This window comes from Streptomyces sp. NPDC093094, from assembly GCF_044754345.1.
GTDB lineage: Bacteria > Actinomycetota > Actinomycetes > Streptomycetales > Streptomycetaceae > Streptomyces.
Genome location: NZ_JBIVOX010000008.1, coordinates 447,566 through 459,238, shown reverse-complemented (window position 1 = coordinate 459,238; position 11,673 = coordinate 447,566). Strand labels below are relative to the sequence as shown.

Sequence of the window (11,673 nt, the reverse complement as noted above, 5' to 3'; positions counted from 1 at the left end):
CGGTGCAGTCCTAGACAGCTCCACCACACCGGAGGTCTTCGCCATGATCAAGCACTGGCGAGTGTCAACAACGCTCGTGATCAATACACCTAGGGCCGGTCCGCCGTGGACCGGCCCGCCCCGGGCCGACCGGACGCCGCATCACCCACCGCAGAGGACCGGACCACCCGATGAAACCCCCGCCCGACATCCTTCCGCCCCGTCGGAGATTACTCTACGTACCCATGCGATCGCTTCCCGTGTCTTCCGTGGCCGGTCCGGCGAGACTGGGCTGGCTGGACGCCCTGCGCGGGATCGCGGCACTCGTCGTGGCCTTCGACCACTCCTCCTCCACCTTCATGGCGGGGTTCCGGCAGGAGCTGATGCCGGAGTTCAACACCAGCCGCTACGGCATCATGGTGTTCTTCCTGGTGAGCGGCTACATCATCCCCGCGTCCCTGGAACGCCACGGCTGCGTCCGTACGTTCTGGATCGTACGGGTGTTCCGCGTCTACCCGCTGTGGGCGGCCGTCGTGGCGACGACCCTCGTCCTCGGCCTGTGCGGCGTCGCGAAGCTCCGTGACCTCGGGACGCAGGACGCCGGGGCGGTGGCCGTCGCCCACGTCACCATGCTCCAGGAACTGCTCGGAACCCCCAGTCTCCTGCTCGTCCTGTGGACGCTCTCGTACGAGATGGCCTTCTATCTGCTGGTCGTCGCCCTGTTCACGCTCCGGGTGCAGAGGCCGGCGACGGTCGCCGTCGTCCTGGCCGTGCTCGCCGCCGCGAGCGCGACGGCGGGGGTGATGCTGCCGAAGTCCGCCCTGTCGGGCCTGGCCGGCACCGGCCCGCTGATCGCGGTCGGTTCACTCGGCATGGTGACCGCTCTGTGCTGCGCGAGCGCCGCCTCACCCGTGCTCCGTGTCTTCGGGGGAGTGCTGGGCGGGGTGCTGGCGCTCGTCCTGGTGTGCAACGGCACGGTCCCTTTGTGGGAGAGCCTGACGATCCTCGCCGTGATGTTCCTCGGCACCGCCGTCCACCGGGCCGAGCACGGCCGGAGCACCTGGTGGCACGCGGCCGGCACGGCGGCCGTGGTGGTCGCCTGCGCGGTGTGGAGCGCCGGTCGGTACGGCGACGGGGACCTGTTCACCCGGCGCGGATGGATCCTGGCGTTCCTGCTGGCCGTACTCACCTTCGGCGTCGGACTGGCACTGCGCCGCCGCCGTCTGCCGCGTCCGCTGACCGGCCTCGGAGTGATCAGCTACTCCGTCTACCTGGTCCACCCGGTGCTGCTGGCGGTGATCGCCGGCACGGTCGCCCGGCGGTGGCAGAACAACCTCGCGCTGGAAGCGGCCTTCTTCGCCGTGCTGTTCCCCGTGTGCGTCCTGACCTACCGGTACATCGAGGCCCCGTGCCACGCGTTCGGCCGCAGGCTGGGCCGACGGGTCCAGCCGCCGTGAGGCAGGCCCGTACAGGGAGATCACAACATGGCCACGGCCTCGGCGCGAGGGCGCGGCAGGGCGCATGATGCCTCGTCAGGCACAAGGATCCGGAGAGACGATGCGCATACGCACAGCTCTGCCCGCCGTCACGCTGCTGTTCATGGCGGTCACCGCCTGCGGAGCGGGGGACGGGGACGGCGGGGACGGCGCGACCCCCGCGGGCGACGAGGCCGCCTGCCGGGCCGCCGTGAGCAAGCAGGCCGAGGAAGCCGCGAAGGCCGCGGAGGGGGACACCGCCGCACTCGATGCCGGTGACCCGTCCGCCTGCGCCGGTCTGGACGACGAGACGCTCAGGCGCGTGTACACCGACGTCATCGACGACCAGGTGAACAGCGACGAGTTCCGCAAGCACGTCGAGGACATCCTCGGGACCCCGGGCGCGATCGAACTCCCCGAGCCGGGTGAGGTCGAGGACGAACTCGCCCGGCTCGACGACGAGATCACCGGGACGGAGAGCGAACTCGCCACCGCGAAGCGATGACCGGGGCCGCTCCGCGAGGGCGACATCCGGGCAGCCCCTGGGGCCCTTCTGGCGGATCTCCGCGGCTTCGCGACGCCCGGCACGCACTCCCCCACCGCCTCAAGGGCATGGGAGGTACCCCCAGCCGCACGGCGCGAAGGGCCGGGTGACCCCGCCGCACGACCCCCCGCACCGCACGCCGACCGCACGCCGCTCCCACTCCCGCGGAGATCCGTCGGAAGGGCCCTAGGCCAGCCACTCCCGCAGCAGTGCCTCCCGCTCCGCCCTCCGGGGCGATCCTCCCTCCCGGGCGCGGCCCCACTCCGACATCGCCGTCAGCGTCGTGGCCATCGTGGCGGCTCCCTCCGTGAGACGGGTGAGGAGCGCCCGGGAGAGACCGACCTCGGCCTGGGTGTAGCCGACGGCCGCGGCCGTGAAGGTCTGCAACTCGTCCTTCCCGTCGCCTGATTCCACGTACACCGTCATCAGCGGCGGGGCCTCGTCCGCCGGGCCGCCCTCGGGCGCGGCCAGGTTGATCACGGTGCTCAGGGCCATCCCGGTCACCGCGCCGACCTGCCGCCTGAAGGACTTCACGGGAACGTCCGCCACCGTCAGGGCGTGCACGTCCTCCCACAGGTACAGGCGGGACTGTCCGTCACCGAGCGCGATCACGCCCTCGGGCGTCAGGCGCACCCCGCGAGCCAGACCGGACGGCTTCGCTCCCACGTACACGTCGCCCTCGGCGATCCAGAAGAGGCCCACCATGGCCATGTGCTGCTCACTGCTCCCGTCGACGGCGCCGCCGTGTCACATCGAACGATCAGGTCGTCCTCCGCAACGCGAGAGGGAGCCGGAAAGTTCCGGGCGACCAGGTCGTCAAGACGCTGCTGGCGGTCCGGGCGGGGCTGCCCGACCGGGACACGGGCCCGCCGGTCGTCGCAGCGGTGCGCGACGACCGGTACCGGCTGGCCGCGTCCCTCGCCGCGGGACCGAACGGCATCGTCCTGGAGAGCGACACCATCAGCGCCGCACTGATCGTCCAGGCCGCCCGCCGCCCCGGTCTCTCCCTGGTCCACCGTGAACTCCTGGACTTCGCGGGCGACGAGTTCTACGTGATCGGCGAACCCGCCCTGACCGGGCTGCCCTTCGGCGACGCGCTGCTGTCGTACACGACATCCAGTGTCGTCGGCCTGATGCGGGGAACCGTCCCCCTGCTCAGCCCGCCCCCGCACACCCCGATCGCCCCCGGCGACCTGCTCGTCGTCCTCTCCCGCGACGACGACACCGTCCATCTGGACGACTGCTCCCACCTGGTGGACAAGGCGGTGATCGCGGGCGGACAGCCCCCGTCCGCACGGCCGGAACGGGTCCTGCTGCTCGGCTGGAACCGCCGGGCCCCGCTCGTCGTCGACCGGCTGCGCCGCTGTGCCCGGCCCGGCTCGGCGGTCGACGTGGTCGCGGAGGACGCGGACGTCACACTTCAGGAAGTCGACGACGCCGGCCGGGACGTCGGCGCCGGGCTGACCCTGACGCTGCGGCGGGGCGACGTCACCCGCCCCGAGACGCTGCGCGGCCTGGACGTCGAGTCGTACGACAGTGTGATCGTGCTCGGCCGGGACCCCGTCCCCGGCGACGACACGGACGGGCCCGACATGCGCACCCTCGTGACCCTGCTGCTCCTGCACCGGATGGAGCGGACCGCCGGATGCGAACTCCCCGTGGTCGCCGAGCTGATCGACGACCGCAACCGGGCCCTGGCCCCGATCGGCCCCCGGGCCGACGTCATCATCAGCGGCGAGCTCATCGGCCTGCTGATGGCGCAGATCTCCCAGAACCGGCGCCTGGCGGCGGTGTTCGAGGAGCTGTTCTCCGCCGGGGGCAACGGGGCCCACCTGAGACCGGCGTCCGACTACGTCCTGCCGGGCCGTGCGACCCCCTTCGCCACGGTCGTGGCCGCGGCGCGCAGGCGTGGCGAGTGCGCCATCGGCTACCGCAGCCACGCCGACGCGTCCCGGCCTCCCCGTCACGGCATCCGGATCAACCCGCCCAAGACCGAGACCCGCTGCTGGAGCGGACGGGACGAAGTCCTGGTCGTGGGCAGGGACGCGGCCTCGCGCCCGTCCGCTGCCGGGCCGTCACCGTCCGGCCGGCCCGACTCCGTATGACCGGTACCCGGATCCGCCCGTCCGCTAGCCTGCCGACCCGGTGACATGGGCGTCGGCCGTGGGCCTGCGCCCACCCGCGGAAGAGGAGGCGACATGGATGTGACCGACGTTCCTCATGTGCAGAGCGACTTGTACGTCCAGGCAGCCGTGCCGCAGGTCTGGGCGCTGGTGACCGACATCCACGTCCCCGCCAGGCACAGCCCCGAACTGCAGCACGTGGCCTGGCTCGACGGAGCGGTCCGACCGTCGATCGGCGCGCGCTTCGAGGGCCGCAACCGCCACTTCGGCGGAGCCGAGTGGCGGACCGTGTCCCATGTGGTGGAGCTCGACGAACACCGGTCGTTCGCCTGGGCGGTCCTGGACGAGCACGGCCTGTTCGGGGAGGCGGTACGGGACCCGGCACAGGCACTCGCCTTCTGGCGCTTCGACCTGGAGGCCGACGGCGACGGCACACGGCTGCGCCACACGGCCGCCTTCGGGCCGGGACGCAGCGGCCTCACGCTGGCCGTCGAGAGCGCCCCCGGGCAGAGAGAGCAGATCATCGCCTCCCGCCAGGAGGAATGGCGCACCGGGATGGAGCACACCCTGCGCGGCCTCAAGGAGGCGGCGGAGCGCACGGACTGACAGGGATCCACCGCCGCCTGGAAGGGGGCGGACCGGCCGGCGGTCCCGGTGAGGGCCGTGACTCACGCGGCCCGCCGGGAGCCGGAGGCCGGCCGGGGCCGGCCCCCCGCGGCCGTCGCCGGTGCGGCCCGCCGGCGGTAGACCAGGTAGGGACGGGTGAGGTAGCCGACGGGGGCGCTCCACACATGGACCAGACGGGTGAACGGCCAGGCGGCGAAGAGGAGACAGGCGGTGAGGGCGTGCAGCTGGAACAGCAGCGGCGCGCCGGTGATCGCCTCGGGCTCCGGCCGGAGGACGAACAGCCCGCGGAACCAGACGGAGACGGTCGCGCGGTAGTCGTAGCCGGCACCGAGGACGTTGTGCGCGAAGGTGGCGGTGATGCCCAGCAGGACCGTGGCGGACAGCAGCGGGAAGAGCAGCTTGTCGCTCCGGTCGGTGCCGAGGCGGATCCGGCGTGTCAGCAGCCGGCGGGCGCACAGCATGCCGAGCCCGGTGACCATCGCGAGGCCCGCGACCGAGCCCGCCCAGACGGCGGTCGTGTGGTAGGCGTGCTCGCCGATGCCGGCGGCCTCGGTCCAGGAGGCGGGAATCGCGAGCCCCGCCACATGCCCTCCGATCACCATGAAGGCGCCCAGGTGGAACAGCGGGCTGCCCCAGCGCAGCCGGCGGTGCTCCAGCAGCTGGGTGGTGCGGGAGGTCCACCCGAACTGGTCCTGCCGGTAGCGCCAGACGTGTCCGACGGCGAACACGGCGAGGCAGATGTAGGGGAGGGCGACCCACAGGAGCAGATCGGCGCCGCTCGCCGGGGCCGCGGCCAGGGGGGAGAGCGGGGCGTTCATCGGGGGCCTTCCGTACGGCTGGTCGGGGCGGGCGGTACACGGGTGGGCGGGGCGGGTGCCGGCGGGACGAAGGTGCCCGGAGGGGCGAACTCCCCCTCCCCGTAGGTCCCGTAGGGGTCGAGGCCGACCTCCTCGTTCGGCGGGCCCTCGGCGACGAGCCGGTCCACCGCCGCCCGGTCCGCCTCGGTGGGCGGCGGCAGCAGGGTGAGCAGCGCGGCGAGGACGTGCCGGTACGGCGAGGCGGCGTCGGCCAGGGCGCGGTGGATCAGTTCCAGTCCGCGCCGGTGCAGTCGCAGCGGTCCCTCACCCGCACGCGGTCCGGCGAGGGCGGCGAACTCCAGCACGACCGGCAGATGGTCGGGCAGCTCGCCTCCGCCGGTGTCCCAGCCCGCGGCCCTGTACCGCTGGTTCAGGGTGAGCAGGGCCATGCCGCGGCGGCGGGTGTCGCCGTGCAGGTAGTAGGTGAGGTGGAGGCTGCTCCTGCGGCGCAGGTCGAACATCTCGACGTAGTGCTGCTCCAGTGTCTCCGGCTGCTGCCCGGCGAACCAGCCGGTGAAGGCGGTCAGACGCTCGGCGGCGGGGGAGGGCGGCAGGCCCGCGACGGCGCCGGTGAGCTCCGGCCCGGCGGCGGCGAGTTCGGCGTCCGGGTACTGGAGCAGCAGGGACATCAGCCGCAGCAGCAGCGCACGCGCCTCGGTCTCCTCGGGGGAGAGACGCGCCGGGCGGCGTACGGCCGCGCGGACACGGGTGCGCACCAGGGCGGGGATCGTGGCGGGGAGAGGACTCACGGACGGCCTCCTGCGGGGGACTCGGGCGTGCGGCGGCGCAGAGTGGGGATGCCGAGCATCACCCGGCGGCCGCCGGCGCCGGCCGGGTCCCCGGAGGACTCCACCGGGCAGCGGTTCTCCGTCGCCGTCAGCGCGGCGGCGTCCTCCTTGTGCGCGGCGGGCACCACGTACCGGTCCTGGTACTTGGCGACGGCGAGGAGCCGGTGCAGGTCCTCCGCCTCGCGGGCGGTGAGTCCGACGGCCGCGAGCGCGGTGTCGTCGCCGCTCTCGCCCAGAGTGCGTGCGCGCATGTGGGAGCGGAGCGCGGTGAGCTTCATCAGCACGCCCGCGACGACGTCCGTGTCCCCGGCGGTGAACAGCTCGGCCAGGTACTCCAGCGGGATCCTCAGCCGGGTGACGGCGGCGAAGACGTGGTCGGGGTCGTCCTGGTCGCCTCCCGCCGCCTCGACGGCGTCGAGGACGGGGGACAGCGGCGGGACGTACCAGACCATCGGCATCGTCCGGTACTCCGGGTGCAGCGGCAGCGCCACCTTGTGGCGCACGACCAGGTCGTGCACCGGGGAGCGGAGGGCCGCGTCCAGCCAGTCCTCGGGGATGCCGGACTCCCTTGCCGCGGCGATGACTTCGGGGTCGTGCGGGTCGAGGAAGACCCCGCGCTGGGCCTCGAGGAGGTCCTGCTCCCCGGGGGTGGCCGCGGCCTCGCCGACCCGGTCGGCGTCGTACAGCAGCAGACCCAGGTAGCGCAGCCGTCCCACGCAGGTCTCGGAGCAGACGGTGGGCTGTCCGGCCTCGACGCGCGGGAAGCAGAAGGTGCACTTCTCCGCCTTGCCGGTGGCGTGGTTGACGTACACCTTCTTGTACGGGCAGGCCGTCACGCACATCCGCCAGCCCCGGCAGCGGTCCTGGTCGACGAGGACGATGCCGTCCTCGACCCGCTTGTACATCGCGCCCGACGGGCAGGCCGAGACACAGGCGGGGTTGAGGCAGTGCTCGCACAGCCGGGGCAGGTGGAAGAGGAAGGTCTGCTCGAACTCGAACCTCACCTTCTCGGCCCATGCGCCGGTGAGGTTGGGGTCGCCGCCGGCGTGCTCGGGCGCGCCGCCGAGGCCGTCCTCCCAGTTGGCGCCCCAGGTGATGGCGGCGGGTTCGCCGGTGAGGACGGAGCGGGGCCGGGCGACCGGGACGTCCGGTCCGGCCGGGGCGCCGACCAGGTTGTCGTAGTCGTAGGTGACCGGTTCGTAGTAGTCCTCGAGGGAGGGCAGGTCGGGGTTGGAGAACAGCGACAGCAGGCGCTTGACGCGTCCCCCGGAGCGCAGGACCAGCCGGCCGCGCCGGTCGAGCATCCAGCCGCCCTTCCAGTGCTCCTGGTCCTCGTAGCGGCGGGGGTAGCCGACGCCCGGCTTGGTCTCGACGTTGTTGAACCAGGCGTACTCGACTCCGGTGCGGTTGGTCCATGTCTGCTTGCAGGTGACCGAGCAGGTGTGGCAGCCGATGCACTTGTCGAGGTTCATCACCATCGCGATCTGGGCCATGACGCGCATGTCAGTACTCCACATCCTGGCTGCGGCGGCGGATGACGGTGACCTCGTCGCGCTGGTTGCCGGTGGGGCCGTAGTAGTTGAAGGCGTAGGTGAACTGGGCGTAGCCGCCCGCGAGGTGGGTGGGCTTGAGCAGCAGCCGGGTCAGGGAGTTGTGGATGCCGCCGCGCCTGCCGCTGACCTCGGTCTTCGGGACGTTCACGTTGCGGTCCTGGGCGTGGTACATGTACACCGTGCCCTCCGGCATGCGGTGGGTGACCACGGCCCGGGCGGCGACGACGCCGTTGCGGTTGTACGCCTCGATCCACTCGTTGTCCTTCACACCGATCTTCCCGGCGTCGGCGGTGGACATCCAGATCACCGGGCCGCCCCGGGACAGATCGAGCATGTACTTGTTGTCCTGGTAGTTCGAGTGGATGGACCACTTGGAGTGCGGGGTCAGATAGCGCACCGTGACCTCCGCCCGGCCGTGCTCGCCCAGTTCCTCGTTGCCGTAGTGCCGGGGCGTGTTCAACGGCGGCCGGTAGACGGGGAGCTGCTCGCCGAGTTCGCTGATCCAGTCGTGCTGGACGTAGAAGTGCTGGCGGCCGGTGAGGGTGTGCCAGGGCTTGCGGTGCTCGACGTTGATGACGAAGGGGGAGTAGCGGCGGCCGCCGGTCTCGCTGCCGGACCATTCGTACGAGGTGATCACGGAGCGGGGCTGGGTGCGGGTGTCGGCGAAGGTGATCCGCTCGGCCTCGCGTTCGGAGGCGAGTGCGACCAGGCCCTCGCTGCCGGTGCGCCGTTCCAGCTCGCGGAAGCCCTCGGTGGCCAGGCGTCCGTTGGTGGTGCCGGACAGCGCCAGGATCGCCTCGCACATGTCGGAGGCGGTGGCCAGGGAGGGCCGTCCGGCGGCGATGCCGTCCCGGACGGTCCCGTTGCGGCGCCGCAGTTCGTCCAGTTCCTGGTCCGGGCGGACGGTGATGCCCTTGGTGGTGGTGCCGAGGCTGTCCAGCAGCGGGCCGACGGCGCGCATCTTCTGCCCGGTCGCGGCGTAGTCCCGCTCGACGACGACCAGCTTCGGCATGGTGCGGCCGGGGACCGGTTCGCACGCGCCGGTCCTCCAGTCCCGTACGGTTCCGCCGGGCTGGGCGAGTTCGTCGGGTGTGTCGTGCAGCAACGGCACCGCGATGACGTCGGTACGGGTGCCGAGGTGCTCGGCCGCGAGTTCGCTGAAGCGGTCGGCGAGGGTCAGGAAGGTGTCGTAGTCGGTGCGGGCCTGCCAGGGCGGGGCGATGGCCGGAGTGAAGGCGTGCACGAAGGGGTGCATGTCGGTCGACGACAGGTCGTCCTTCTCGTACCAGGTCGCCGCCGGCAGGACCACGTCGGCCATCAGGCCGGTGGACGTCATACGGAAGTCCATGCAGACCAGCAGGTCGAGCTTGCCCTCCGGGGCCTCCTCCCGCCACACCACGTCCTTCGGGCGTCCCTCCGGCGGGGTCTCCTCGGAGCGGACGGCCGCGTCCGTGCCCAGCAGATGCCGCAGGAAGTACTCGTTGCCCTTGCCGGAGGAGCCGAGCAGGTTGGCCCGCCACACGGTCAGCACCCGTGGGAAGTTGGCCGGGTCGTCGGGGTCCTCGGCCGCGAACTTCAGCCGCCCCGACTTCAGTTCGTCGACGATGTGCTCGGCCACCGGCCGGCCCGCCCGTGCCGCCTCGTCGGTCAGGTCGAGCGGATTGCGGTTGAAGCCGGGGTGGCCCGGCGTCCAGCCCAGACGGACGGCCTGCGCCAGGCAGTCGGCGAACGCCTTGCCCCGGAACCGCCCCTCACCGAGGGGCGAGGCCAGCTCGTCGGGCCCGAACGCCTCGTAGCGCCACTGGTCGGAGTTCAGGTACCAGTACGAGGTGCCCGCCATGTGCCGGGTGGGGCGCTGCCAGTCGAAGGCGAACGACAGATGCTGCTGCCCGGTGACCGGGCGGACCTTCTCCTGGCCGACGTAGTGCGCCCAGCCGCCGCCGTTGACACCCTGGCAGCCGGTCATCGTCAGCAGGGCCAGGAAGGCCCGGTAGATGGTGTCGGAGTGGAACCAGTGGTTGGTGCCGGCCCCCAACGCGATCATGGAACGGCCGTTCGTGCGCTCGGCGTTGCGGGCGAACTCCCGTGCGATCCGGGCCGCCTGCTCGGCGGGCACCGAGGTGATCGTCTCCTGCCAGGCCGGGGTGTACGGCTCCGACGCGTCCTCGTACGACGACGGCCAGCTGCCCGGCAGCCCCGGCCGGCGGACCCCGTACTGCGCCAGCATCAGGTCGAAGACCGTGGTGACCAGGCGGCCGCCGACCCTGCGGACGGGCACCCCGCGCACCATGACCGAGCCGCCCTCCGTGCCGCCCTCGTCGAAGCGGGGCAGGGCCACGGCGGCCGACTGCTCCGCGCTGTCGAGCAGGCTCAGCACGGGCACGGTGTCGCCGAGTTCGAGGTTCCAGCGGCCCGGCTCGGCCTCCCCCCACCGGAAGCCGAGCGAGCCGTTCGGCACGACCGGCTCGCCGGTGGCCGCGTCCAGGAGAACCGTCTTGGAGTGCGCGTGCTCCGTGTCGTGTCCCAGGTCCGCGGCGGTCAGGAACCCGTCCGGGACGAGCCCGTGCTCGTTCTCGCGCAGCGCCACCAGGAAGGGGGCGTCGGTGAACTTCCGCAAGTAGTCCTGGAAGTAGGGCACCTCACGGTCGACCAGGAACTCGCGCAGGATCACGTGCCCCATGGCCATCGCCAGCGCCCCGTCGGTGCCCGGGTGCGGGGCGAGCCACTCGTCGGCGTGCTTGACGTTGTCGGCGTAGTCCGGGCTGACCGCGACGACCTTCGTGCCGTTGTAGCGGGTCTCGGTCAGGAAATGCGCGTCCGGCGTACGGGTGACCGGGATGTTCGAGCCCCACATGATCAGATAGCCCGCGTTCCACCAGTCGGCCGCCTCCGGCACGTCCGTCTGGTCGCCGAACACCTGCGGCGAGGCGATCGGCAGGTCCGCGTACCAGTCGTAGAACGACAGCAGCGTGCCGCCGATCAGCGACATGAACCGCGCGCCGGCCGCGAACGACGCCATCGACATCGCCGGGATCGGGGAGAACCCCGCCACCCGGTCCGGACCGTACGCCTTGACCGTGTGGACATGGGCGGCGGCGACCAGCTCGGCCACCTCGTCCCACTCGGCGCGCACCAGACCGCCCTTGCCGCGCGCCCGCTTGTACGCCCGCGCCTTCGCCGGATCGGAGGTGATCTCCGCCCAGGCCGCGACCGGGTCGCCGAGACGGCGCCGGGCCTCGCGCCACAGCTTCAGCAGCGCGCCGCGCACATACGGGTAGCGGACCCGGCTGGGGGAGTAGGTGTACCAGGAGAACGACGCCCCGCGCGGGCAGCCCCGCGGCTCGTACTCGGGGCAGTCCGCGCCGATCGACGGGTAGTCGGTGGCCTGGTGCTCCCAGGTGATGATGCCGTCCTTGACGTACACCATCCACGAACACGATCCCGTGCAGTTGACGCCGTGCGTGGAGCGCACCACCTTGTCGTGGGCCCAGCGGTCCCGGTAGAAGCCCTCCCACTGCGGATCGCCCGTGCCGAACACGGCGCGTCCGTCGGCGGACACCTCGCGGCGGGTGAGCAGTCTGCGGGCGGCCAGCGGCCAGCCCTCACCGGCGCGCGACGCCTGACGCCGTGCTTTCTGATCCTTCTCCATGGCCAGGAACGCTAGGCGCGCGGATCCCGGCGCACCTGGGGCCGCCGGTCCCCGCCCGATGACCTTCCGGCCCCTTCC

Annotated in this window: 8 protein-coding genes and 1 pseudogene; 4 read left to right on the top strand and 5 right to left on the bottom strand. The window is 72.2% G+C overall.

From position 1 onward, the window contains the following. The first annotated feature begins 224 nt into the window (after positions 1 to 224). Both ACIQGV_RS20070 and ACIQGV_RS20065 read left to right on the top strand, forming a co-directional pair. Entirely contained in the window at positions 225 to 1,436 is a 1,212-nt protein-coding gene (locus ACIQGV_RS20070) for an acyltransferase family protein (protein ID WP_402496378.1), read from the top strand. 100 nt (positions 1,437 to 1,536) lie between these two features. Continuing rightward, on the top strand, positions 1,537 to 1,959 hold the full coding sequence (locus ACIQGV_RS20065) for a hypothetical protein (RefSeq protein WP_402496377.1): 423 nt from the start codon (positions 1,537 to 1,539) through the stop codon (positions 1,957 to 1,959). A gap of 225 nt (positions 1,960 to 2,184) precedes the next feature. On the opposite strand, the gene ACIQGV_RS20060 is transcribed toward ACIQGV_RS20065, so the two are convergent. Next, complete coding sequence (locus ACIQGV_RS20060) at positions 2,185 to 2,709, bottom strand: hypothetical protein (RefSeq protein ID WP_402496376.1); 525 nt, start codon at positions 2,707 to 2,709, stop codon at positions 2,185 to 2,187. A gap of 98 nt (positions 2,710 to 2,807) precedes the next feature. Between ACIQGV_RS20060 and ACIQGV_RS20055 the strand changes: the two are divergent. Both ACIQGV_RS20055 and ACIQGV_RS20050 read left to right on the top strand, forming a co-directional pair. Further along, a pseudogene (locus ACIQGV_RS20055) lies at positions 2,808 to 4,103 on the top strand (NAD-binding lipoprotein); the annotation flags it as partial. Between the two features lie 93 nt (positions 4,104 to 4,196). After that, positions 4,197 to 4,727 (top strand): SRPBCC family protein, encoded by a 531-nt coding sequence (locus ACIQGV_RS20050; protein ID WP_402496375.1) that lies wholly within the window; start codon positions 4,197 to 4,199, stop codon positions 4,725 to 4,727. Positions 4,728 to 4,789: 62 nt separating this feature from the next. Here ACIQGV_RS20050 and narI read toward each other — a convergent pair whose 3' ends face one another. From narI to ACIQGV_RS20030, 4 genes are read right to left on the bottom strand one after another with little or no spacing between them, the layout of a single operon-like run. Further along, positions 4,790 to 5,566 carry a respiratory nitrate reductase subunit gamma gene (gene narI / locus ACIQGV_RS20045; RefSeq protein ID WP_402496374.1) on the bottom strand — a complete coding sequence of 259 codons (777 nt, stop codon included), beginning with the start codon at positions 5,564 to 5,566 and terminating at the stop codon, positions 4,790 to 4,792. Then, entirely contained in the window at positions 5,563 to 6,354 is a 792-nt protein-coding gene (gene narJ / locus ACIQGV_RS20040; protein WP_402496373.1) for a nitrate reductase molybdenum cofactor assembly chaperone, read from the bottom strand. The genes narI and narJ overlap by 4 nt, the downstream gene beginning before the upstream one ends. Further along, positions 6,351 to 7,895 carry a nitrate reductase subunit beta gene (gene narH / locus ACIQGV_RS20035; protein ID WP_402496372.1) on the bottom strand — a complete coding sequence of 515 codons (1,545 nt, stop codon included), beginning with the start codon at positions 7,893 to 7,895 and terminating at the stop codon, positions 6,351 to 6,353. The genes narJ and narH overlap by 4 nt, the downstream gene beginning before the upstream one ends. Position 7,896: 1 nt before the next feature. After that, positions 7,897 to 11,595 (bottom strand): nitrate reductase subunit alpha, encoded by a 3,699-nt coding sequence (locus ACIQGV_RS20030; RefSeq protein WP_402496371.1) that lies wholly within the window; start codon positions 11,593 to 11,595, stop codon positions 7,897 to 7,899. Positions 11,596 to 11,673 lie beyond the last annotated feature (78 nt).